Genomic DNA, 25553 nt, shown 5'->3' on the forward strand with positions numbered 1-25553 from the left:
GGGTAAACGGTAGGTCGATTACTGGTCAGCAAGAGAAGAAAACGGACTGAATTTAGGTATTTAGCCACCGATTTTGACACCTTACCCATCCTCTCCACCCGGAATAATGAAGAGCTAAAAAGGGACTCATTTTATTTTTTAAAATGAATTATCGGGAGCTAATCCTCTGGTTTCAAGCGATTTATGTCCGTTTTTGGTTGGTGCTCCGGGTTCGTGGCGCAACGCTGCAAAATCCGGCGAGGACAAAAGCTCGTATGTAGGATACAGTTTGGTTCTCCAAATTGATTTTCTAACCCTCAAAAGACATTGTGATGAATTATTCCTTTTTTAAGGTGAAAAACGACCGCGAGGTGGTCCGCAGCCGCCGCGTATTTCTACGAAAGTCGGGCCTTGGCCTGGCAGCTGCCGGACTCCTGATTGCTGGTTGCGCCGATGACGATATGACGGGGCTTAACGGCGACGACGCGGTTGATCTCGGCAGCGGAGATTTCGGCGTGCTCAATTACGCTTACGCGCTGGAGCAACTCGAAGCTGCGTTTTACGCACAGGTATTACAGGGCAGCTACTACGCTTCGGCCAACGCCGAAGAGCGGCAGATCATGGAAGACCTGGAAGCCCACGAACGGGCGCACCGTGAGTTCTTCGCCGCCGCCATCGCGACGGTAGGAACGCCCATCCCCGCTCTGGAAGTGGACTTCAGCAGCATCGACTTCGGTAGCCGCTCAAGTGTGCTCAGTACGGCACAGGCCTTCGAGGATCTGGGTGTTTCGGCTTACAACGGTGCTGGCCGTCTGCTCCAGAACGCTGACTACCTTCTGGTGGCCGGTAAGATCGTTTCTGTGGAAGCCCGCCACGCGGCGGCCATTCGCAGCATCAACGCGCCATCGGATCCAACGGCTTTTGCCAGTGACATGATCATCGACGCCAACGGCCTTGACCTGGCCCGCACGCCGGCCGAGGTACTGTCCATCGCATCGGCCTTCATCGCCACGCCCATCAATGCCTCGAACTTACCTGGCTGATCTCCTAATCCCAAAAGAAACAACCAATGAAAATTCCAACCGCACTCCAAGGGCTGCACGACTTATCGACCGCCCCCGAACAACAGGTTCCCCTCACGAGCCGCCGCCAGGCTTTTACCGACCTCACTTCTCTGGTAGGTAAGCTCGCCACCATCGGTCTGCCACTCGGCGCCGCGCTGGCCGCTCCGGCCGGGCTGCGTGCCCAGTCGGGCAGCGTCTCCGTTACGGATGTCCTCAACTTCGCCCTCACGCTCGAATACCTCGAAGCAGAGTTTTACGAAATGGGCCTCAGCGCTTCCGGTTTGCTTACTGGCGACGTACGCACGACCATTGCCCAGATCTCCAAGCACGAAACCGCCCACGTTGCCTTCCTCCAGGCCGCCATTTCCGGAGCCGGCGGAACGCCCGTGACGTCACCTACTTTCGACTTCACCGCCGGTGGGGCTTTTGCTGACGTATTCTCCAACCCCCAGACTTTCCTGGCGGTAGCCCAGGCCTTTGAAGATACGGGCGTCCGCGCCTACAAAGGCCAGGCGGGTAACCTGCTCGGCGCCGGAGATGTACTGACCGCAGCGCTGCAGATTCACTCCGTCGAGGCCCGCCATGCTTCCGAGGTTCGCCGCATCCGGGGCTCCAAAGGCTGGATTACCGGTAGTGTCAACACTTCGGCCCCGGCCGCCAGTGCCGTCTACGCCGGAGAAGACAACGTGACCCACCTCGGCGTAAACGCCACCACGGTTACCACCGTAACCATGGACGAACTGACGCAGGCCTACGATGAGCCCCTGACGATGTCTGCCGTGCTCGATATTGCCGGCCTCTTCATCGTCTAAGCGCCAGGCAAATTCCATTAAGCATAATATTGCACGTATGCCGCCCCGGTCTTTGGACTGGGGCGGCATTTTGGTTTTTTGGGCCAACGCCCCCAGCACCTGCGGCCGCGCCCAAAATGGCTTGGTAGGAAGTGGGGCGCGGGCGCGGGTGCAAAGTTTTGTCTTGAGGAAGGGAGGGGAGGGCGAGGCGAGTAATCCCAGCGGCGCAGAAAGGGATGTGAAATTGAAAAGAGTCTTCTTTATCTTTCCCGCATGTTGACTCCTTACCAGGCCCAATATTACGCCCTTCAATTATCCCGCCGCACTCCTGCTAACTCCCTTGAAAAGTTCGCGGCTACCCTCGTTGATGCGCAAGTTGACCTAAACCCCCACCAAGTGGAAGCGGCCCTGTTTGCTTTCCGTTCACCGCTCTCCAGAGGTGCAATGCTCGCTGACGAAGTGGGGCTTGGCAAAACCATCGAAGCTGGCCTCGTCATCTCGCAAAAGTGGGCCGAGCAGAAAAGGCGCATGCTCATCATCGCTCCATCTTCTTTGCGCAAACAGTGGAGCCAAGAGTTGGCCGATAAGTTTTTTCTGCCTTCAGTAGTAATCGAAAAAAAACTATTTGATCAAGAGATCAAAAAGGGCAACCACAATCCTTTCCACCAAGACGGGAAGATTGTCATTTGCTCCTACCACTTTGCCCGCAGCAAGGAGGACCATCTAAGCCAAACGCAATGGGATTTAGCAATTCTTGACGAAGCCCACAAACTGCGTAACGTTTATCGATCGGATAACCAGATTGGCACCAGCGTTCGCGCCAGTTTACGCAACGTACCCAAGATTTTGCTCACCGCCACCCCCCTCCAAAATTCTCTTTTGGAGCTCTATGGTATGGTCAGTATCATCGACGAGCAAATTTTTGGCGATCTGGCCAGCTTCCGGGACCGGTACGGTCGGCTCGATGATGCGGCATTTGCCGAGCTTCAGCAACGTCTGCGCCCCGTCTGTAAGCGAACCCTGCGGCGGGATGTGCTGGAGTACATCAAGTATACCCACCGGAAACCCTTGCTCCAGACCTATGAACCATACCCTGACGAACAAGAATTGTACGACCTGGTTTCCGATTACCTTCAATCCGAAAACCTCTACGCATTGCCCGCGAGCCAGCGTAGTTTGATGACGCTCATCCTGCGGAAATTGCTTGCCTCCTCCAGCTACGCCATTTCAGGGACCTTGACCCGGTTGACTAAGAAAATGGAGTTGATGCTTCAGTTTGGCGGTGTTGCCAGTACCAATGAATTGGCCGACGATTACGAGGCACTTGAAGATACGGCTGAAGAATGGGGGGGAGAAGATGTTGGGCCGTCTTCACAATTCAATGAATTGGAAGCAGAGCAAATTCGGGCAGAGCACCATTTCCTTCAACGGGCCGAAAACTTAGCGCTCAGCATCCAACGAAATGCTAAAGGCGAAGCGCTACTCAAAGCACTGGAAACCGGTTTTGCCGCTATGGCCGAGCAAGGGGCGAACCGCAAGGCCATAATCTTCACCGAAAGCCGCCGCACCCAGGAGTACCTTCAAGATCTGCTGCAAAACAATGGCTATTCGGACGAGGTAGTGATCTTCAACGGCGATAATAATACTCCTGCCGCCAAAAAGATTTACCAAGACTACCTCGCTAAGCACCGAGGAACGGACCGCATCTCTGGCGCTACATCAGCCGATCAACGCGCCGCTCTAGTTGATCACTTTCGTGATACGGCCTCCATCATGGTTGCTACGGAAGCAGCGGCGGAAGGCATCAACCTCCAGTTTTGCTCTTTACTGGTTAACTATGATTTGCCTTGGAACCCCCAGCGGATTGAGCAGCGCATCGGCCGCTGTCATCGCTACGGACAGAAGCACGATGTTGTAGTGGTCAATTTTTTGAACGAAAATAACGCCGCAGATCGGCGCGTATTTGAATTACTCAATTCCAAGTTCCACCTGTTCAGCGGTGTGTTTGGGGCCAGTGACGAAGTTTTAGGCAGTATTGAAAGTGGTGTGGACATCGAGAAGCGCATCGCTGCCATCTACCAAACCTGCCGGACCGAAGAAGAAATTCAGGCTGCCTTCGATACCCTTCAGCAGGAAATGGAAGTGCAAATCGCTTCTCAGATAAATAAGACGAAGCAACAGTTGCTCGATCATTTTGATGCAGAAGTACACGAAAAACTGCGCATTAGCCTTGATGAAAGCCGTACTTACCTCAATACGTGGCAAAACTGGCTTTGGCAGCTTACCCGGTTTGCATTGGCGGATTGTGCCACCTTTGCTGATGGCGGTGCTTATGAATTCTCGTTGCTGCGCAATCCTTTTCATGGACAAGATATCCCTACGGGTCGTTACTGCCTCGGCCAAGGGAATAGTTCCGCCTACCAATACCGTATTGGTCATCCACTCGCCCAGGCCCTGATCGGATTGGCTGCGGCTTATGAGGGGCATCCAACTCCCGATGGAGCGGTCCATCCAGTCACCTTAAAATTTGATTATACGAAGGTTCCCCAAAAGGTCAGCATCCTGGAGCCGCTAATCGGCCAGGCGGGCATCCTTCAGCTTAGCCGCCTGAGCATTCACTCTTTTGAACGGGAAGATTACCTGCGCCTTTTTGCGGTTACTGACCAGGGGGTAATCCTGACGCAGGAGCAATGCGAGCGCCTATTTTCCTTGCCCGCAGTGATCGACGAAGATTTTTTGGCGCGGCCGCAGGTGCAAGGAAAGACGTTGGAGCAAGGATTCCGCACATGGAAAAGTGACCTGCTAGACGAAAATTTAGCCAGGAATGGTACTTTCTTCGATGAGGAAATGACCAAACTCGAGCATTGGGCGGATGATCAGAAGAATGCCCTAGAACTCCATCTCCGGAACGTAGAGCAGGAAATAAAGGCCCGAAGAACAACGGCGCGCAAACTAGTCGTCCTCCAAGAAAAATTGGACGAACAGCGGGCCATCAAAAAATTGGAGACAGAACGCAACCAACTTCGGGCGCGGCTCTTTCAGGCCCAAGACGAGATCGACGAACGGAAAGAAGAGTTGCTTTCCACCGTGGAGGAGCGGATGCAGCAGGGGGTGGAGGAAGAGACGGTTTTTTTGGTGGGGTGGGAACTACACTGATTGCAAGTCGCAAGACTATTGATGAGGCACGGTTTTATTTTCAGGCATGGGGTGGCACACGCGACGAAGGAACGCTAATTTGCGCACTGTTCATCCCATTGTGAAAATTTATACCCACTCCAACGGTGAAAGATTTCTTCGAGCAGCATTATGCCCTTACACCTGATCAGTCCCTGGCGGTCCAGTATTTAGAAGACTTTTTGGCTTCTGAAGACAGTTGCTTCATCCTGCGTGGTTATGCTGGTACCGGTAAAACCTTTCTTCTGGGTGGTATCGCCCGCTATTTCAGGCAACTGAAAAAGCAACTCGTTTTCGCTGCGCCAACCGGTCGGGCGGCCAAGGTGATCAAAGAAAAAACAGGAACCGACGCTTTTACCATCCATAAAACCATTTACAGTAGTCAAAGCCTCACGGAGTACAAAACGGAAGGTGTAGAAGGTAGCGAGTCCTTCAAATTCTCTTTTGGGCTGAAAGAAAATGAGGACAACGTAGACGCTATCTACATTATCGATGAAGCATCCATGATCTCCAACGATTACTCCGAAGGAGAATTCTTTCGTTTTGGTAGCGGTTACCTCCTCAACGACCTGCTGGAATTCGTCAAACCAAACGAAGCAGGCATCCAACGAAAAATCATCTTCGTGGGTGACAACGCACAGTTGCCTCCCGTCCACATGGAGGTCTCCCCAGCATTGTCTGAAGGTATATTGGGCAAGCGCATCCCAGGTATTAAAAGCTACGAACTGACCGAAGTCGTCCGCCAAGAAGAGGTAAGTCCAATTTTGAGTAATGCCACCACCCTGAGGAACGCTATTCGTGAAAAGGCTTTCTTTAAGCTCAAGCTTAAGTACGATAGCAAGGCAATGTACCCCCTGCAAGCCAGTAACCTCGCAGAAACTTACCGCCAACTTCGAGCCACTAACGGCGTAGCCGGTACGGTGATGATCGCTTACGCTAACAGCACCGTTAACGGCTACAACAAGCTTGCCAGGGAGCAGCTGTTTCCTGGGGTGCCTACCATCACTCCAACTGATCGTGTAATCCTGATTAGTAACAACTACAATTACGAAATTGACCTCTTCAACGGCGACTTTGCCACCGTAGTCGCTGTGGATGATACCATCACGCACCGAACGGTCAACATAAAGAAGAAAGACAAAGAAGGCAGGATAGAGACTAAAACAATCCCACTCTCTTTTCGCCAGGTCCGCCTAAGCTTCGAACAGCCAAACGGCTCTAGCGCCGAGGTTGCCTGCCTCATCTTCGAGCAGTTGCTTTATTCGGACCACCGGGATTTGACTTCTGACGAAACCAAGGCCCTCTACGTAGATTTCAAAATCCGTTATCGCGACCTCAAGCCAGGTTCCGAAGACTTTAAAAGAGCCCTGCGGTCTGATCGGATGTTCAACGCGCTCCGTATCAAATTCGGCTACGCCGTCACCTGCCACAAAGCCCAGGGTGGAGAGTGGCCGGCCGTGATTGTAGACGCCGGAGGCCACGGTGCAAAAAACAACAGCAACTACTTCCGCTGGCTGTACACTGCCATCACCCGCTCAAGCGAACTGCTGTACGTCATGGATGCTCCGGACTATGGTATTGCTGATGGGCTTAAAATGGTGGGAATGCCAGGAATGCCTACGGGAGCACCAGTAGCCGGAGTAGGTAAGGTAGACATCGGTTCACCTCATCCGACCACTGCTCTTCCAACTCCCATTGTACCCGCGTCCGCGCCTCCCAAAACCGAAGCTGCGCCTGAACCTAAGCTAGTAAATTATATGTTTCCCTCAACGCCATCACCTAACGAGAACCCTGCTCCTAAAGATACCGGTAGTAAGGTGAAAGCCGCCGCGTGCTACCAACCTGAATTCGCCCCCGGACAAGAGTCGCTGGTAAAAATCTTTCGGAAAGTAACCAGCCTGACCGCACCGGCAGGTTACGAAGTTACCGACCTAGCCCACAAGCAGTACCACGAAATCTACTCTTTCAAACTAGACAAAACACTCACCCGCATTACCATCAATTATAAAGGCGACGGCAAAATCTCGAAGATGCGCGCCAACGATATGACGGGTCACCACCTGGACCTGATCGCCCGCCTGCAACCGCTAATCGGGTTTGATTCCGTTGGCCCACCCGCTGCGCCGACACCCGGAACCATCCCCTCATTTACCTTCCCGGAGCCTTTCCTGGAAGAGTTTTACGAAACCATAAAATCTAAGGTAACCCCGGTAGGTATTCACATCACTGACGTCCAACACATGCAGTACCACGAGGTGTACACCTTCGTAAGGGATGAGCTGCAGGCAGTGTATCGCTTTTACTACAACGGCAAAAAGAAGTTTGGCAAGGTGAGCCCCATCCTTACCAAGACCACAGGCTTAATAGAAGAGATAAATACACTGCTGTAATTACGGTTGCAATCAAACACACCGAAATACGAACCCTATGGACTCCACCGAATTATTCGCAAAGAGAAAAGAAGCTAAAGGCCTACCTCCAGGTCCAAGAATAACCGCTCTGCTTGACTTGAAAATGCAAGGCCTGAAACTCGTCGCTTTTGATGATGATGTCTGGAACCAGCGCGCCCTCGCCTGGATCCTTATCGACTTGTGCAAACTCTTTTCTAACGCAGAGAACTACCCACAGGCGCAAAGTAATTATGACGAGCTCCTAAAATTAACGACCCATGATGACATCATCGAGGGTCAGCAAGAACACCTGGCGAAGATTGTCGACCCATTTCATGAACAGGTCAGTGCCTTCAACCAAAAAAGTAAAGACGGTGACCACGATGAAGCAGTGAATGGGTTTTCCTCCATGCTTGCCGCCAACCAGCTGAGCCCCGTCCACCACGAAACTTATGGCTGGGCAATCTTCCGCCTACTGAAAGCTAAAGCAGAAGAATACACTTCCGTTCAGGTGCGTACTTGGCTCAAGCGCTACCTCGACCTGAAAAACGACCGCCCCTCCATGGTCCATTCTCAAATTCTGAATTGGACCATGAAGTACGCTGAAAATGACCCAAATCTGCGGACAATGGACTTCCTCAAAATCTGGGACGCCCGTAACCTCAGTCACCAAGATGTCAGGGAGGGAAATATTGATGGCAAGCCAATTCCCTCCCTGTTCACTCGCCTGTGCCGAAAATTGGTGGCCGATCCACACGGTGTCGACATTCCTTATTTGATGTCGACGGTCAATACCCGACCGGGTTTCAAAGACGAGACCAACGAGATCCGCATCATTGATGAACTACGACAACAGGTATTCTGGCAGATTTTAACAGCCGGTAACGAAAACCGATTCGGCGACCTATGGCCATTACTGGTTAATTACCTGGAAGTCTATACCAATTACCCCGCCAGCCATTGGCACTCCGAGGTGCTCCAACTAGCCGAACGCTTCACCAAGGATCACCACGCCTCCCGCTTCCTACCCTTCTTCAAACGCTGGGACCCGGCAAAATTGCGAGATGCCGACTGGAAAGAGACTGTAAAGGAGGGAGACAACGGAGAATTCACCATCAAGCCACTAGCGCAAAAAGCACTAAAGAAATCAAGCGAGGTAGCCTTGGCAAATCCTGCTGCACCAAATAGCCTTAACTGGTTGATCGACCTCTATGCCATCGCAGTTAAAAAGCTGCCCCTCGATGACTTTCTGCCGCGTGATCGCGCCAAACTACTTCGCCACAACGGACAGACCGAAGCCGCCACCGCCGCCTACCGGGACCTCACCCTTACGCTTGGTGACAAGTATTACGTGTGGAAAGAATTCGCAGACCTGCTAAATGAAGACGAAGCAGAAATCAAGGCGGGTATGCTGGCAAAAGCCCTCGCCAGCGAACGAAACGAAGACTTTATTGGCGACGTCCGCCTATCCATGGCCAAATGCTTGCTGGTACTGGAGCGCCCGGCGGAGGCCAGCTTTGAGTTAGAGACTTACCACGCTTACCGCGTTAAGCAAGGCTGGAAGATCGACGAACAGTATGCCAAACTAAAAGCATCCCTCGCTCAAATTAACTTCAAGGCGCTAAACCGCCCCAACTACGCGGACCTAATCGCCGCAGCCGACGATTTTGCCTATGCTACTATCCCTTGGACAAAGATGGTCGTAGTTGACTGCTGGAAAGACGATAAAGACAAGGAGAAAATTAAACTCTACGCTGGTAAAGAAACTACCTTGGCAGTAACTGCAAAACGCTTTCTACCATTAAAAAAAGCAAGGCCCGGAACCATTCTAGAGGTTAAGCTACACAAAGGACTTTCTAAGGACGGAACCAAAATCGTTTTTCGTCCTTTGATTCTTCGTGCTACTACCGAGGATCTGTGGTCGGCCTTACCGGAAACTTTCGCAGTTATTGACTATATCAATCGGGAGAAGGGTGTTGTTCATGCAGTTACGCAGGAGGGGCACCTCGTCTTCTTTCCGTTGAATGAACTGCCAAGCAACCCCAAAGAGGACCAATTTATTAAGGGGAGACTCCTAGTCGAAGTAAAAACAAAAAAAATAGGCCACGGTATATTGATGATTCTGAAGCCGACGAAAGTGGAGAGCGCATCGTTAATTGCTCCACAATTCGTGTCAAAAGAAACTGCACAATCCGCTTTCCCAGAAGAACTTGTTTTGGTAGACACTGTAAATACGGAGAAGAAGCTATTCCATTTCGTGACGGCAGGCAACGCAGATGGCATTGTTTACTTCAGCGACACTGATCTTCGCCCTGCGCCAGGAGACCATTTTATGGCTCGAGGGTACGTGAAAATTAACAAAAAAACAGGCAAAACCAAATGGAACGTTTTGAGTATAGTGCCTACGGATGAAGTCCTCAAGAAGAAGATCAAGTACCTATCTGGTGAGGTGTCGGTCAACTGGAAAAATGGAAAAACCTTTGGCTTTCTGAATGATATTTATGTTCCAGGGAATCTACTAAGCGATGCAGGTATTTTCGAGAATTGCGAGGTTTCCGCTATGGCCATTTACAGTAATGAGAAATGGCTGGTTACTAAGATTGAAGAAGTGTAGCTTGAAAGTGTCATAGGCGGGAGATTGAACGTGAATTTTATTTGTTACGAGCAAAGCTGTACTGGAACTCAAAAAGATGTGGCTGTGGAGCCAAGAGGCTGAAGTAGTAAATGAATCTAAGGCTTCAACGGATCTAGGGAGAGGACGAGATCTTATTCAAAACAAACTTTGGCCTTCGCAAAGCGAAAGTTTTGGTCACTCGTTAGCCTAAGGCGTTAGGAAATCAGAAGCATCTATCTACCATGGGTATTCGCTCAGTTCTTGCGTGGAAACTTTACCCTACCTTACCCAAATGAAGAATGCTCCCACCCCGGTAGTTATTGAACTACAGCAAGAATGGTTCCGTCATGCATATTACGTCTACTTTGTAACCATCCTAGATCAAGATCGTCGTCTCGTCTACGTGGGGATGACCGGAGACCGTAAGCATACGATGGCTCGATCGCCATTTTATCGAATGGCTGGGCACTTCAACCAGCTAACCTCTACGGAGAACCAGATCATTAAAGGCATTCGGAAGCACTGTGCAATTGCCGTCGGAGATCAAGCTGGCTTAGTTGCTAAGCTGAAAGAGCTAAAGATTACTTACCATGCTTACCCTTTGTACGAGTTCGAGTTCAACGGTTCTGCGGAAGATCACCAAAAGCAGAGGCAAAAAACCGAGCAAGTGGAATCCTGGTTGATGATCCAACTTTGGGCAGAACGGGATAGGGATCACACGGGCAGCCTGAAAGTTTTTAACGAAAAGATCAGCATGAAACCCGAGGCAGAGGCTGGACGATTGGGGGCCTTGATTCTGGAAGACTGGAAAACTAAGACTTTAGGATAAAGACCAAGCGCGTGCCTGTAGGAGGTCACCGCATCAGTTTTGTGAACAGCAGAGTTTATAATTTTAAACTTTAAAGTTTACTGTTCTTCAAGATCGAATAAAAAATATACATCAACTTTGCGCCAAAGGGGAGTACAAGAGTCAACAACCGTTGCGATGTTCGCCTCCCCGCAAACAACAAGTTAGCCATGCTTCAACGACGACTCTTGCCAACAATTGTTCTTTTTGTATTGATCGGAATACTTCTTGTGCTGGTTTACCTTATCTATAGTTCTTCCGGCAAAGAGCTTGCCAACCTTCAATCTGTGGCATTAGAGCCCGAGGAGCTCGCATCACAACGTACAAAGGACTCCTTGGAAAGGTACCTGCACATTACGGATTTGGCCGTACTTCAACCATATGCTGAAAACTTGGACAAGGCTCACCGGTTTTTTGTTGACAGCTTGAGTGGAGAAATTATTGTTCATCCTGATCCGGAAAAACTAGGTCAGACTAATCTCGCAGCATTAGGAACAAAAGGTGATACCGCCTTCCTATCGATTAAGGAAGAAGTACTGAAGAGGCCGAACCAGTTTGTTAAGGTCGCTTATAAGTTAGATAGCCTTGATGGCGGAGCGCGCCTCGGCACAGTTTATTATGACACTACGAAAGCTTGGATTTATGGTTACGTCATTAATAGAGATGTGGCAATTAGGGATCTAAAGGAAATTGCGAAAAATTATGAAAGCCAGATACGCACAAAATTAACCGCAATAATTTTTATTCTCATAGTTGGAATCATCGCTTTTCCCATCAGTTACTTTATTTTTTTAAAAAAACTAGAAGATCGAAAGCGCCAAATCCAAAAAGGAAAAGAGCTCACAAGCAACCTGCAAAACGAGATAAGTGAGTTAGAACTTGCCATCGACGAAACTACGACTGGCATGGCAGTACTCGACACGAATGCGATAATATCGTGGGCGAATAAACAGTTTAAGTCTTATTTTATGGGCGAAGTAGAAGGTAAAAATTTCTTGGATGTGAGTTACTATCCCGAAGCAGCTGCTAAAATTGAAGAGTGCTTAGAAAGGGGTGAATCGACTTATCAGAATACGGGAAGGGCTAGTGGGAAAACCAGGGTCTCGTCAGTTAAACTTAATAAATTCTTAGTGAACGATGAGCATAAAATATTAGTATTAGTAACCGATATTACTGAAATCGCCACTATATTCGATTATGTGGCTCATGACATGAAATACCCTCTTAATACTGCTCGAATGGCGGTAGAAACCCTTCAGTACAAACTACATGATGGAGATTCAAAAGATAGTATCCTTAATTCGGCAAACATTATTCACGCGGGAATCGTGTCTTACGAAAGTTTTGTGCTTTCCATGAACGTTTACGCTAAATATCGATCTCCATTCGTCGAGAAGGAATGTAAGGTGAATGTTGACCTTAATCAGTTAATCGAAGATGTTGCAAGAGTTTACAGACTGTCTGCCGAAGTCTACGAAGTCGAAGTCGAGTATAATGTCACCGAACCAATCGTTATCCACACAGATCAACGCATCTTAGAGGCCGTTTTACGCAATATTTTATCAAACTCATTTAAAGCAGTAGCAGATCAGCCTGTCAAGAAAGTCAGTCTGACCGCAACGGTTAATGAAGATGGAGACCTGATGATAAGTGTGGTTGACACAGGGGAAGGGATGACGCCGGAGCAGGCAGTGAAGCTATTCAATCCTTTAAGTGACAACTCGGGAATGGGATCCTTCATCGCGGCTTCTTTCGTAAAAGAAGCTGGCGGTACTATTTACGTGGCCCGTACCGGCCCCTTGGATGGAACTGAGATTAAAATCATACTTCCATTATTTAATTAACGATTAAAAAGACAAAACCATGAAGCATCCACTCATTATTGTAGAGGATAGCCACGAGTTCACTCTTGGGGTGTTAGACACGATCTCTACTAGGGCGAAAAACTTCGAAGTCATCGAGCGAATACCCAATCCCGGCAGCCTTGATGACTTCGCTCAAGGTAAACTAGTACGCTCACTGAGGGAGCGCATCAAGGCCAATTCAAATGTTTTGATCACTATATTGCTAGATATAAATTTCGGGGCAGGGGTGAAACAAGAATATTTGGGAATTGATGTTGCCAAGTATCTCCTAGATCCAAACAATGGCCTTTCGGGTAACATTAGTTTAGTCATTATGACTACTTATGAAGGTTCTAATGTATTTAGTCCGCTCTACGATGCCGGAGTAAAGGTCTTTATTCCCAAAAGAGACTTTAGTAATCATGTTCAACTGGCCCTTGATGCAGCAGTAAATGGCAATAATTACTTCGGAGGTATTAATACGGCAACCTTTAAATCCGAATATCTTTCTCCCGTATTGGGCGGAGCGGTAATGGGGATCGCCAAAGGGTTTTCTAATAAAGCTATGCTTGATCTTGGCTATGCGTCAATAGCCGTGCAAAAAAGCAAGTTCCGTGAAGCCAGAATAGATGGGCTGTCTGGAATAAAAACTACTTCCGGGAGAAGTCCTTCCGAAGATGACTGGAACGATGTATGGTATTTATTGCACTTTCTTGCAGAAGGCAATCTTGAAATTATCCGTTACGTAGAAGAGCTTTGTGGCCTGAGTATTCAGAAAAAGGACTAAGGACTAAGGGGAAGTTTTGCTTATGCCCTCTGTCCACCAAGTGGTGGCTGTGTAGAACCTCCGGCTCGCTGTGCAGGAGTTTCTGAGCATGAGCGCAATGCCCTCAAAGTACCGTCTACATTTACGGTCGCCGCCGCCTCTAGCAGTGATTGGGAGTATCTAAAATTATGGACAAGCTCCAACGAAAATGGCTGATGAACCGCCAGCGCGTCGTTCATCAGCCAAAATCGTGAAGTAACCCCTTTTAGTTACGGGAAAGAAACCCATTCAGGATGATTTCCCGTTGCTCCATGGAAGGGTGGGTAAGCGAGTGAAACTGGTGAGGGCCTGATTTCAATACCTTTTTGATCTCCCAGAAGGCCCGCCGAATGCGCTCAGGAGCATATCCAGCTTTAAGCAGGAAGCCATACGCGGCTAGGTCGGCCTGAATCTCGCTACGCTGGGAGGAATTCAAATCGTCCAAAACAGCTCGTTCTTGGGGGGTAAGCCAGGCTGCGTTCTCGACGGCCCGAGGGTAGCGGTGACCGACTTCGTGGAAAAGAAGGACGGCCAGTGCATCGTCGGAAACCTTCTGCAACAAGGCCCAGCCAATCCAAATTTTTCCGTTCCGCTCGCAGGTTAAGGCATTGTCCAACGGAGTGCCATCCTTATTTACTACTACGCGCACCCGAAAGTCCGCAGCCCACAGCCCATTCGGCCCGCAGATCACCTCCAGCAAGCGCTGAAGCACCGCTTCGTCCTCGCAGTAAATTTCCTGCATTTCTGCGGGAAGCTGGCACTCCAGTTCAGCGTCAATGGCAGTAGGTGTAGAATGGAATGATTGGGCAACCAAGGGGGAAAGTGCAATCAAGCACAGGTGGAAAATGAAAATACGTACAACGTTCATGGTAAAGGTTTTTTGGTACAGTGCAAAGGTGGGGGGATTCCTTTTCCATGCGCGTTAGATCAATAAACTTGGAATTTCAGGTTATTTAGTTTTGATTTTTATTTTAGTAGCAAAATGATTTAAAATCTTGTGTCCCGGGATTCACAATTATTAACGATTGTACCCGTGGACGATACAAAGGCAAATTCATCCGCCCCAGGGGCCAGGGAAACAAAATTTTCTACTGTCGTGGACTTAGCCGTATTTTACGACCCGAGAACTCCCGATGCCCATGTTTTATCGCCGTTTCCCTTGGTTGATACCTTTTTTTGGTCTGTTCCTCCTGACTAGCGTGCTACTTGGGCAGAGTGGAAACCGTAGCGAGCGGCAGCTCCTCGTATCAGCTTATCCCATCGATTTATCACTTGCCCCCGGGACTTACCAGAAAGAGATTGCGCCAACCGACACTTTACAACTCATGGTGAGCAACCGGCTACTTAACGAAAAGTACCGCTACCAAATCAATGTATACGTTCGGGAGCAAATAATCGAAGCGATCAGTTTACCCGGCGATGTACAGTTTTCCAGCAACGCTTACTTGAATAAGGTGTCAGGCTACAATCCATCCCTCCCTGCACCGTGTGATAAAATTAAAGGCCTGCATTCCCTCTTGCTAGGCGCTGCCAAAGAAGAGGACCTCCCCAAACTGCGGGGGCAAATTATCGACACCCTTAAAACCCTCTATAGCAACTCTGTTAATGCTAGTTGTGAGACCGAAGTAAGGGAGCTCAATGCGCTGATGACCAAAGCACAGTCTTTTCTATCCATCGGTGTGTCTAAGTTGCGGGCAGGGCAAACTTTGCACGTAGACATCACCAGGTTTGGAGGCGAAAAGGTTGTTGACTGGAACTTCGTTTACCGTACGCCCAGTCGCGGACAGTGGCAAACCACCTTTGGATTGAGTCTTCGTCCCTACCTGATTAGTGAACAGGAATCTTATTTCCTCACACCCGTAGATTCTCTTTTTCGGATTGATGAGGCAAAGCCTAACGATTGGTTTGATCTACTACCCACAATCTTCTTTAATTGGGTCCCGGCCGAAAAGTCGGGCACTGGCTTGCGTACAGGAATTAGTGGCGGCTTTGGACTCAACGTCAGCCAGCCCTCCGTGTATTTAGGCGTTGGCTTTAGTTACCATCAAAATCTCCACCTGTCCATAGGCTTAACCGCCCACGAACAGCGGGTGTTGGCCGGGCAATACGCCACTGACCGATTGCTAAAGGAAATTGTGAATACAGAGGACCTCTACGATAATGCCTACCGTTTGAACCCCTTCCTCAATCTTTCTTTTCGCTTTTCTTCCAACCCCTTCACCCCAAAACCAGCAGAGCCAGCTCCCTCGCCAGAAAAATAGCCAACGCCTTACTTGTTGCCCCGCATCGCTACTCCTTTAGACACGCTAAGTTCATCCCTGCGGTTTACCCGCTGCCACTCGGCAGCAAACCAGCCGTTCAGTCCGCCCCCCACCAGGACTTATCAAATGCACCGCTTGCTTTAATCCAGGCGCTCACCTTTCGTTCCGTTTGGTGGGATGGCCTGCAAATCGGCAAGACAGGTTTTGTGGGCTCTGTTCCCTCGCCTAGCCCCCTTCGGCGGAGGAAGCTGCTTCGTCCCGCCAGCGCAGCAGGAAGAACCCGGACGTTTTACGCTCTCTCTCCTCCGGCGGAAGTACTCCAACAATTCAGGGCAAAGGCAATGCCTATTCCAGGCCGGACACCCCTTCGTGCGCTGATGCTTACGTTTGCTAGGGCGCGGCCGCAGGTGCTCCCCCCCGACCCCCCGAAGGGGGGAGAAGGGACAAGGAGCAATGCCCCACCCCCCAGCCCAGCGCCCTCAGCATACAATTTTTACCCACGTTTGCCACAAGCTACCCACCGTTTACATATCTTAACCCCCGCATTTGTCTTTTCTGGCCAAAGCAACCCCAATCCGCAGTCATTTAGTCCACTCCGCCAAAGTACCCCACATGCCCCACCAACGCCTCGAACTCACCTGGATCGGCAAAGGAGAAGAACCCAAACTCGAACCCCGACTCCTCATCGAAGACCCCGATAAATCCTACGGCGAAGCCCACACCGAAAATATGCTCATCCACGGCGATAACCTCCTCGCCCTCAAAGCACTCGAACAAGAGTACGCCGGGAAGGTGAAGTGCGTGTTTATCGATCCGCCGTATAATACCGGATCAGCGTTTGAGCACTACGATGATGGGGTGGAGCACTCGTTATGGCTTTCCCTAATGCATCAGAGGATTAATCAGATTCATTCACTTCTTAGCGAGGATGGGAGTCTTTACGTAACTCTTGATGATAACGAAGCACACTATTTTAAAGTGATGTGCGATGAAATTTTTGGAAGGAGTAACTTTATCGCCAACGTAATTTGGGAGAAGTCGGATAGCCCTAGAATGGATGCTAAATACTTTTCTACACGACACGATCATCTGCTTGTGTACGCAAAGAATAAGGGGGGGCTAAAGATTAAAACTGTTGACGTTGAAGATGTCCCTAGCCACTATGATCGCGTAGACGAAAATGGCGTGCCGTATTATCCTAAGCCCCTTAGGGCGATGGGTTTTGAAGACGGTGCTGAAGATCGCCCTAGTATGTACTATCCGATTATCGCACCAGATGGATCAGAAGTATATCCAATGCGTCAAGATGGTTCTAAAGGTCGGTGGAGGTGGAGTGAAGAAAAGGCCAAAAAGGATGCACATAGGATTGATATTACCCCAGGGAGAAACGGCTGGTCAGTAAATTATAGAGTTATGTACAAAGTGTTAAATGGTGTTCCGCCAGAAACAATTTGGAGACATGAGGATGTTGGCACTAACCGGACCTCAAAAATGGAAATCAAGGGTATTTTTGGTCGTAAGGCTTTTGAAACTCCTAAGCCTGAGGCTTTAGTTGAAAGAGTAATTAATATCGCCACCAACCCCGGCGACCTAGTCCTCGACTCCTTCCTGGGTTCCGGGACCACTGCCGCCGTGGCGCACAAGATGGGGCGTCGGTGGATCGGCATTGAGCTGGGCGAGCACGCCAACACCCACTGCCTGCCCCGGCTGAAAAAAGTGGTGGATGGGCTAGACGAGGGCGGCATCACCAAAGCCCAAAACTGGCGGGGTGGCGGTGGTTTCAAGTTCTACAACCTGGCCCCTTCGCTGCTGCGCAAAGACGACCTGGGCCAGTGGGTCATAGACGAAAGCTACAATGCCGACCAGCTGGCCGCCGCCCTGGCCAAGCACGAGGGCTACACCTACGCCCCCGACCCCGACCGCTACTGGAAGCAGGCCTACAGCAGCGAAAAAGACTACCTCTACGTCACCACCCAGCTCATCACCCCGGAAACCATCGATCACCTCGCCGAGCAACTTGGGGAAGGGGAAAGCCTCCTGGTTTGCTGCAAAGCCTACCGGGCGGCCGCCGAGGGGCGCGACCCCCGGATCAACCTCCACAAAATCCCCGCTATCCTGGCGGGCCGCTGCGAATTTGGTAAAGACGACTACAGCCTCAACATCATCGACTTGCCCAAAGACGCCGCTGCCGAACCTTTCGTCCCCGCCGCCCAGCGCGAGGCCCAGGCTGCGGAAGCCGAACAAGTCCGCAAATTCGGCAAGCAAAAAACCATCTTCGACTGAGCGATTGTCCCCCCGGAGGCAATTTTGTCCTGACGCCGTCGGCCAAAATACTCCCGAGGGCTGATCCTAATGGGAACGGCGGCGTCCCTTCCCCCGCTCCTCCCCCTTCGGGGGTTGGGGGGCCAACTTCCCCCGCACCTGCGTCCGCGCCCGTATTCTTCTTTTTAGCAGAAAGTTTTCCACCCTTAGAGCAATGAATAATAAAGCCAATTTCATCAGCAACCGCCTCTCCCTGCGCGCACCCCAGCGGGAGAGCCTCGACTTGCTGGCCGCTATTGCGGCCGACCTCCGCCTGGAGAAAGGCGGCGGCGAAGCCAGCTTCCTCAGCGCCGAACTGGCCAAGGTAAAAAAGCACAGTGCCGTTTTTGCGGAGTTTGAGCGCGACTTTCCGTCGCTTACGTTCAGCCTAGCTACTGGCGTGGGCAAAACCCGGCTGGCGGGGGCCTTCATTGCCTACTTGCACCAGGTGCACGGGGTGAACAACTTTTTTGTGCTGGCGCCCAACCTGACGATTTACAATAAGCTGATTGATGACTTTGGCCGGCCCAACGGCAAAAAATACGTTTTCAAAGGGCTGCTGGGCACCATTTTTAAAGACGAGCCCAACGTGATTACCGGAGACAATTACCGGGAGTACGCGGCCAGCCGCCTCATCCGCTCGGAGGTGAACATCAATGTGTTCAACATCTCCAAAATCAACAGCAAGGAAAAGGGAAGCACCACGCCCAATATCCGCAAGATGGCCGAGTACCTGGGGCAGAGCTACTTCAACTACCTGGCCGGGCTGCCCGACCTGGTGCTGGTGATGGACGAGAGCCACCACTACCGCGCCGACCGCGGGCTGCGGGTGCTCAATGAGCTCAACCCCGTACTGGGGCTGGAACTGACGGCCACGCCGCAGGTAATAAGCGGCAACAAAACCGTGAAGTTTAAAAACGTGGTGTACGAATACAGCCTGGCCAAAGCCATCCGCGATGGCTTCGTTAAAAAGCCAGCGGTGACGACCCGCAAAGACTTCAAACCGGAAGACTATAACCCGCAGGAGCTGGACCGCATCAAACTGCGCGACGGTATTGCCCTGCACGAACAGTCGCGCACCGCCCTCGACCTCTACGCCCGGGAAAATGGCGGGCCGACGGTGAAGCCCTTTATCCTGGTGGTGGCCAAAGACACGACCCACGCCAGTGAACTGAAGCGCTTTATCCAGTCGGAGGAATTCTTCGAGGGGCGTTACGCCGATAAGGTGATGGACATTCACTCCAGCCAGAAGGGCTCGGAGAAGGACGACAACATCGCGCAGTTGGTGAGCCTGGAAGACCGGGAGAATACCACGGAAATCGTCATCCACGTCAATATGCTCAAAGAGGGTTGGGACGTGACGAACTTGTACACCATCGTGCCGCTACGGGCCTCCGCTTCGGATACCCTGACGGAGCAGACGATTGGTCGCGGCCTGCGCCTGCCCTACGGTCGCCTCACGGGCGACGAGCTGGTGGACCGGCTCAGCATCGTGGCGCACGACAATTTCCAGGCCATCGTTGATGAGGCCAATAAGCCGGGTTCCATCATCAACAAAGACTTCATCATCGAAATCGACCCCGAGGAACTGAGCCGCCGCAAGGAGATCGTCTCGACCCCGTCCTACGCCGAAAGCATTTACGAGGCGCGGGAAGCGGAGATTGCGCAAATGACCGAACCGGTGCACCGTGCTGAAGCGAAGCGGGAAAACAGCCTGATGCGGGCCGTCCACGGGGAGCTGCCGAAAATGAACAATGCGGTGAAGTCGGTAGAAGAACTGCGCACCCCCGAAGTCCGGGCGGAGGTAGTGCGGCGGACGGTAGAGAAGCTAAGCTACGGGCAGGCTCCGGGTTTGTATGCGGCAGACTTGGCGAGTGAGGTGGAAGCGGTGTACGAACGGGTGGTCAATACCTTCGTAGAAAAATTCATCTCCATCCCCCGCATCTCCATCACGCCGAAGGAGGGCCAAAAAAACGGCTTTACCGACTTCGACCTCGACGTTTCTGGCCTGAACCAACAGCCGGTGAGCCACGAGATCCTGATTCGGGAAATGCAGAGCGGTAAGATCAGTTCCCTGGCTACGAACAACCAGAACGTGAACAACGCGCCTCCGTTTAACCTGATTCTGAACGAACTGGTGAACGAGGGAGAAATCAACTATGAGGAGCAAAAGCCGCTGTTGGCAAAACTGGTGGAGCAGGCCGTAGCGCACTACCGTTCTTACCTTAAAGACGAGGAAGAGGTGCACAACGTAGTGTACATGAACCGCCACGTCATAACTAAGCTGATCTACCGGCAGATGATGGACCATTTCTACCTTGAAGCGCTGGAATTTACGGAGGTAGACATCCATACTAAGCCCTTTACCCAAATCGAGCCCCACAATTATACCAAGTACGACAATGAGCAGATTGAGGACTTTAAGTCCAACATCGGCAACGCTAGTGTGCTGAAGATGAAGCTTTTCACGGGCTTTGCCAAAGCCTGCCACCAACACTATAAATTCGACACTTACCCAGAGCAGCTCTTCGCCCAGCTCTGCGAGCAGGACGACTACGTGGTGCGCTGGATGCGCCCGGCCCGGAAACAGTTCCGGATTTACTACGGCCAAGAGGGTATGTACGTCCCCGACTTCGTCGTGGAGTGTGAGGATGCCATCTACATGGTAGAGCCCAAGATGGCCAAGGAGATGGAGGCCAAAGACGTGCAGGATAAGGCGGTGGCCGCCCGGGAGTACTGTAAGTACGCTTCGGCGCATACCGCAGAGTACGGTGGTAAGCCGTGGCGGTATGCGTTGGTGCCGCATACGGCGGTGCAACTTCAGCGGAGTGTGCGGGGGTTGATGGGGGAGTTTAGTAATTGAGAAATTGAATATAAAAAAATAACATAAAAACGCTAAATCCATGAATACGATCCCCACCGCCTACCGCCACCTCCTCGAAACCATCGCCAGCAAATCCCACCAGTTTTCGGGGAAGCAACTCGTCGCCTTTCACCCCATGCGCGGCCCCGGCGAAGCCGTAGATACGATGTACATCGGCCGCGCCCTAAATGGCTGGCACTGGGAATTTACGGTTAAAGAATTACAGCAAGATCTCGAAGGACACCTCCAAAGAATTCTGGAAGACAAGCACGTAGCCGTCGCTCACAAAGATCGCCTCGATTGGGTAGAAAAATACTGGCAAAACAGCAGCAGTGGCTACAATACTGCCAAGTCCCAGTTCTGGCAAGTCATCCGACAGATCAGCAGGGAACGTAACCAAGCGGGAGAACAGTGGTGGGACGACATCGTCTGGACCAATTTTTTCAAGATCGCCCCCGCTAAAATGAACCCAACGGGAAAAATGGTCAAGGTGATGGGGCAAGCCTCCCATGAGCTGCTGCTGGCCGAAATCGCGCATTACCAGCCCCGCAACATCGTCTGCCTTTCGGGCCTGAACTACGCAGCGCACTTGTTGGCCAGTGCGAACGCAACGATCAAAATACCTTACGATGGATCCGTGTTGGAATACGTTGGCGATGTAAGTTGGGCAGAGGGTGAAGTGGTCCGCTTGATTGTGGCTCCCCACCCGCAAAGCCGTTCGGCGACGAAAATTGCGGAGGAGGTCAAATCATTGCTTAAAAACCGTAAATAATATGTCGTACTCCCACAAAGAACACCTTCACCGTTTCGCTTGCTGGACGGCCGCCCGTGCGGCGCAGCGGGGTTGGGGTGGTGGTACTACTACAACCATTATTGCAGCACTGGAATCAACTGGTTTCCGTGAAAAGCTGTCGGACATTTACCAGTCTTCTCCCACTGCAGCGGAATTCGATCAGTGGCACGCAGAGAGAGTAGGGGAACTGACGCTGATTTTGGTAGATAAGTTATCTAAACCTCAGCAGAATATTTACGGCCGAGTCGCTAAAATCATCGCTATCTATATCAAAACTGTCTATGTATCTCAGTATCCGGACGCTGTGCTTAGCAAGGTCGCTCACCCTCCGATTGATGGGATATTGCTGAAGGAAGTCAAGAAGAAGACCCATCTCAAGTACCCGCCCAAGCTGGGTTTTCATTGGTCGACTTTCGATGCTGAAGCCTACCAAACAGCCCTGAATTACCTGCGCGAGGTGAACCAGGGGAAAGCTTTCTGGGAAATCGAAGAGTTTTGGAAAGCTACTGATGCTCAAAACGAATAGACCGTAAAGTTTGCTACTTTTGAATGTACACTTTTTACAAAATACCCTGAATAATGTTTCGTCTCATCTACGCCCTTTTCCTAAGCATAATGCTAACCTCCCCCGTGATTTTCGCCCAGGCCAACCTCGTTGTCAGGCAGGCGAGTTTTGAACCTCAACAAATCGAGAAGGGTGATATCCTCACCGTCAGGACAACGGTAGTCAATGTTGGTAATGTGGCCGCTGCTGCCAACTATCTTTTTATCTCCTACAGTCAGGACCTAACCATCGAGCCAACGGAACTTGTAAGCCGCGTCTCCATCCGCCCGCTAGCGCCTGGTGAAGAACAGGAAGTAGAGTTTTTCTACCCAATCTCGACTGCGCTGTTAGCTGGCGACTATTTCGTCGCACTCGAAGTTGACCCCTTCGACGAGGTCCCCGAATCCGACAACGCAAACCTCTTCTGTGTATCGGACGGTCAGAATTGCACCCGGCTCACGATCAATAACTTCATCGCCCCCACCCAACGCTACAACTATCCCATAATTTTCGTTCACGGCCTCAACGGGAACAGCAAGACTTGGGACGATTTTGCTTTCGATGCCCGCAGCAACTTCGGCTGGATTTATGGTGGCCGACTAGATTATTGCCTCAATCCCGATAACAATCAAAACAATTCCGATACCATTATCCGTTCTTTTGTGGACCAGGACAACCTGCGGTCTGGCGATTTCTACACCGTCAACTTTGACGTCAATGCTGTGGGGGAGCTCTTCGTTAGCGACGACTTTATCCCCTTCAACAACTTTGAAAGCAACCAATCCGCTATCGTTAAGCAAGGCTGGGCTATTCGCGACGCCGTTGAAAAGGTTCTCACCTTTTCCGGTGCCGATAAGGTTATCCTGGTGGGGCACAGTATGGGAGGTCTTGCCAGTAGGGAGTATCTCCAGAATCCAGAGAACTGGCAACCGGATGGAGACCACCATGTCGCCAAGTTGCTTACTATCGGAACACCGCACGGCGGAAGTAACCTTTCTGGCGGTATCCTCAGCTCACTAATTGGTATAGACGAAAGGGCAGAAGCCACCCGTGATTTACGCTACACCTCTCCTTTATTTAATGGACAGTACCTTAACGGAGGAACGGAAAGCTTTTTCTCTGGGTTCGTGAACAACGATGTTAATTGTAACGGCCAAACGGGTGATCTTATCGTCGGCCTAAATGAAAAAGCATCGCCAACGCTGGTCGATTACGCGTGTATTGTTGGAGTAGGAAACAATTTTCCTTCTTCCAGTGGCGATGGCGTAGTGGACGCTACCCGCGCAGATTTCAACAACTACCTATACGCCCCACCACCGCTTGTCAACCAACATGCTGACCGCTACCTGGTGACCACTTCCCATACGGATATCCATAAGGAAAACACGGCAACCATCATTCTCGCCCTCGACGAACCGGACTTCTACGAACTAGCCTATCCTCTTCCGCTCGAAAGGTTACAATTCTCCTACGCTTCTGAACAGGCCGAAAATCATCCTATCTCTCCTCCGGGTGATAACATCGATTGGGACGACTTCATTATCGAAGTCCCCACCGGCGGGAGGGCCGACGTTCGCGTCTGGAATATTCCTGTCCATACGTTTAGCGTTTTTTTATACGACCTGGCCGGTAACCTCCTGGCTCAGTCAGATGCTGAAGGGAATAGCCAGCTTAGCCTGAGCGCAAATGTGCCAGCCGGGAATTATTATGTCGAATTTGGCAGCATCCCAACCGCTAATAGCTGGCGCTTTCCCTACGCTCATTATGTAAACATAACACCCGCTGAGCCAGTAGTAGCGGCCTTTTCCGCAAATGCAGTTCAGGGCTGTGCGCCTTTTAGCGTAACCTACGCCAGCGAAGCAACGGGCAATCCAACCTCTTTCGCTTGGGCATTCCCCGGTGGAACTCCCGCCACTTCAATACTTCCGAACCCAACGGTTACCTACGCGGCCGACGGCATCTATTCCGCAAGCCTGATCGTCAATAACGAAACCAATGCCGACACGCTGATCCGTGAAGCGTATATAGAGGTCTCTACCACCGCTACCCCTGCTTTCACCCACGATGCTCCCAGCAGCAGAACGGTAAACTTTGAAAATGAAACCCAGTTCTCCGGAGAAACTCCGGGTTACCGCTGGGACTTCGGTGATGGTCAGATAAGTACGGAGTTTTCACCCGTACACACTTTTCCGGCCAATGAAATTTATGAAGTGACCCTGACGGCAGAGAATCAGTGCGGAGCAACCTCAACTACTCAAATAATTAACCTGACCACCGTTGCTACCGCTGACCCGCGCACCGACTTAGCAATCGCCCTCAGCCCCAATCCTGTCAAAGACCTTATTAATCTGGAAGTCTCGGGTAACTTCTATGGGAAGCTATCAGCTACGATCATCAACCAAATCGGCCAACCCGTCGCTACCAAGGTTCTGAGTAAGAACAATCGCGTTAACAGTTTTTCTTTCGATGTAGAAAACCTAACGCCGGGCATTTATCATTTGCGACTAACGGCTTCTTCTTTAAATAGAACGATTCAGTTTGTCAAACAGTAAAGGTGTCTGACTACTCCTCGACCAAGAAGTAAAAACGCCAAAGCGCCCTACCTCCAGCATACCGGCCATTACTCTCAGTGACCATAACTTCCAGATAAAATCCACCGTTTTCAACAGCAGGTAGTAAATCAGACAAGGTGAAGGATATTTCTTCGTCCCCCCGGTCAGGATATTTCTCGTTGGCCTCTTCAGCCGCCACAGACAAAGTATAGCTTGATCCACTAGTGATTCGATAAGGTTGATCACGTAGCATAGAATCATCCCCAAGCCAAACACCTCGCGCCCACTCATTGCCTACGTGTTCGTTGCGAATAAGCTTTGCTCCGGTGTAGGTGAGGCTCAATTCACGTTGCGCCGTAAGGGGCAGAGTAGAAATCGAATAGCAACAGATCAAAATCAGTAAGCGCATAGTAAAAATTGAAGTGAAGAATAGCGCTACTTAACGTGAAGTTAGGCTCTTACAATAATCACAACTGATTGGTCTTCATCAACCTTCAGAAGGCAAAACTACAGTACTAAATGTAATCTACACTTGTTAGCCAGTGCAGAAGCAACGATCAAAATACCTTACGGTGGCTCCTTGTTGCAGTACGTTGGTGACGTAAGCTGGGCAGACGGTGCAGCCGTCCGCCTGGTCATTGCTCCCCACCCGCAAAGCCGTTCGGCGACGAAAATTGCGGAGGAGATAGGGCCTTTGCTGTAAGATCTTGGCTAGGGGAAATAAGTCCGCT

Annotated in this window: 18 protein-coding genes; 15 read left to right on the forward strand and 3 right to left on the reverse strand. The window is 50.8% G+C overall.

Features of this window, described 5'->3' with window-relative positions:
- The first annotated feature begins 311 nt into the window (after positions 1–311).
- The 8 genes from H9S92_RS17120 (at position 312) to H9S92_RS17155 (ending at position 13490) form a co-directional block, all read left to right on the forward strand.
- Positions 312–1022, forward strand: a complete 711-nt coding sequence (locus tag H9S92_RS17120) for a ferritin-like domain-containing protein (protein WP_187467909.1) — start codon at positions 312–314, stop codon at positions 1020–1022.
- Between the two features lie 26 nt (positions 1023–1048).
- The gene (locus H9S92_RS17125; protein WP_187467910.1) at positions 1049–1855 is read left to right on the forward strand and encodes a ferritin-like domain-containing protein; all 807 of its coding nucleotides are present in this window, start codon (positions 1049–1051) and stop codon (positions 1853–1855) included.
- Positions 1856–2107: 252 nt separating this feature from the next.
- Positions 2108–4990 carry an SNF2-related protein gene (locus H9S92_RS17130; protein ID WP_187467911.1) on the forward strand — a complete coding sequence of 961 codons (2883 nt, stop codon included), beginning with the start codon at positions 2108–2110 and terminating at the stop codon, positions 4988–4990.
- Positions 4991–5115: 125 nt separating this feature from the next.
- Positions 5116–7398 carry an ATP-dependent DNA helicase gene (locus H9S92_RS22705; RefSeq protein WP_187467912.1) on the forward strand — a complete coding sequence of 761 codons (2283 nt, stop codon included), beginning with the start codon at positions 5116–5118 and terminating at the stop codon, positions 7396–7398.
- A gap of 37 nt (positions 7399–7435) precedes the next feature.
- Positions 7436–10012 (forward strand): DUF7017 domain-containing protein, encoded by a 2577-nt coding sequence (locus tag H9S92_RS17140; RefSeq protein WP_187467913.1) that lies wholly within the window; start codon positions 7436–7438, stop codon positions 10010–10012.
- A gap of 292 nt (positions 10013–10304) precedes the next feature.
- Complete coding sequence (locus H9S92_RS17145; protein WP_187467914.1) at positions 10305–10841, forward strand: hypothetical protein; 537 nt, start codon at positions 10305–10307, stop codon at positions 10839–10841.
- Positions 10842–11029: 188 nt separating this feature from the next.
- Positions 11030–12703 carry a PAS domain-containing sensor histidine kinase gene (locus tag H9S92_RS17150; protein WP_187467915.1) on the forward strand — a complete coding sequence of 558 codons (1674 nt, stop codon included), beginning with the start codon at positions 11030–11032 and terminating at the stop codon, positions 12701–12703.
- A 19-nt stretch (positions 12704–12722) separates the two neighbouring features.
- Entirely contained in the window at positions 12723–13490 is a 768-nt protein-coding gene (locus H9S92_RS17155; RefSeq protein ID WP_187467916.1) for a hypothetical protein, read from the forward strand.
- 244 nt (positions 13491–13734) lie between these two features.
- On the opposite strand, the gene H9S92_RS17160 is transcribed toward H9S92_RS17155, so the two are convergent.
- A complete protein-coding gene (locus H9S92_RS17160; protein WP_187467917.1) occupies positions 13735–14376 on the reverse strand; it encodes a M48 family metalloprotease in 642 nt (213 codons plus the stop codon).
- A 271-nt stretch (positions 14377–14647) separates the two neighbouring features.
- Between H9S92_RS17160 and H9S92_RS17165 the strand changes: the two genes are divergently transcribed.
- The gene (locus tag H9S92_RS17165) at positions 14648–15769 is read left to right on the forward strand and encodes a hypothetical protein (protein WP_187467918.1); all 1122 of its coding nucleotides are present in this window, start codon (positions 14648–14650) and stop codon (positions 15767–15769) included.
- A gap of 585 nt (positions 15770–16354) precedes the next feature.
- Here H9S92_RS17165 and H9S92_RS22365 read toward each other — a convergent pair.
- Positions 16355–16546 carry a hypothetical protein gene (locus H9S92_RS22365; RefSeq protein ID WP_246463961.1) on the reverse strand — a complete coding sequence of 64 codons (192 nt, stop codon included), beginning with the start codon at positions 16544–16546 and terminating at the stop codon, positions 16355–16357.
- Between H9S92_RS22365 and H9S92_RS17170 the strand changes: the two genes are divergently transcribed.
- The 5 genes from H9S92_RS17170 to H9S92_RS17190 all read left to right on the forward strand — a co-directional run bounded on the left by H9S92_RS17170 (position 16499) and on the right by H9S92_RS17190 (position 24822).
- Complete coding sequence (locus H9S92_RS17170) at positions 16499–18052, forward strand: site-specific DNA-methyltransferase (RefSeq protein WP_246463959.1); 1554 nt, start codon at positions 16499–16501, stop codon at positions 18050–18052. The genes H9S92_RS22365 and H9S92_RS17170 overlap by 48 nt on opposite strands.
- Positions 18053–18245: 193 nt before the next feature.
- On the forward strand, positions 18246–20933 hold the full coding sequence (locus tag H9S92_RS17175; RefSeq protein ID WP_187467920.1) for a DEAD/DEAH box helicase: 2688 nt from the start codon (positions 18246–18248) through the stop codon (positions 20931–20933).
- Positions 20934–20973: 40 nt separating this feature from the next.
- Positions 20974–21705 (forward strand): uracil-DNA glycosylase family protein, encoded by a 732-nt coding sequence (locus tag H9S92_RS17180; RefSeq protein WP_187467921.1) that lies wholly within the window; start codon positions 20974–20976, stop codon positions 21703–21705.
- A 1-nt stretch (position 21706) separates the two neighbouring features.
- Complete coding sequence (locus tag H9S92_RS17185) at positions 21707–22252, forward strand: hypothetical protein (protein ID WP_187467922.1); 546 nt, start codon at positions 21707–21709, stop codon at positions 22250–22252.
- Between the two features lie 53 nt (positions 22253–22305).
- Positions 22306–24822 (forward strand): alpha/beta fold hydrolase, encoded by a 2517-nt coding sequence (locus H9S92_RS17190; RefSeq protein WP_187467923.1) that lies wholly within the window; start codon positions 22306–22308, stop codon positions 24820–24822.
- A 10-nt stretch (positions 24823–24832) separates the two neighbouring features.
- Here the strand turns inward: H9S92_RS17190 and H9S92_RS17195 are convergent, their stop codons facing one another.
- The gene (locus tag H9S92_RS17195; protein ID WP_187467924.1) at positions 24833–25231 is read right to left on the reverse strand and encodes a hypothetical protein; all 399 of its coding nucleotides are present in this window, start codon (positions 25229–25231) and stop codon (positions 24833–24835) included.
- A 123-nt stretch (positions 25232–25354) separates the two neighbouring features.
- Between H9S92_RS17195 and H9S92_RS17200 the strand changes: the two genes are divergently transcribed.
- Positions 25355–25525: a hypothetical protein gene (locus H9S92_RS17200; protein ID WP_187467925.1), complete on the forward strand. Its 171-nt coding sequence runs from the start codon at positions 25355–25357 to the stop codon at positions 25523–25525.
- The last annotated feature ends 28 nt before the right edge of the window (positions 25526–25553 follow it).

Origin of the sequence: Neolewinella lacunae (genome assembly GCF_014349155.1) — a bacterium.
GTDB classification, from domain to species: Bacteria; Bacteroidota; Bacteroidia; order Chitinophagales; family Saprospiraceae; genus Neolewinella; species Neolewinella lacunae.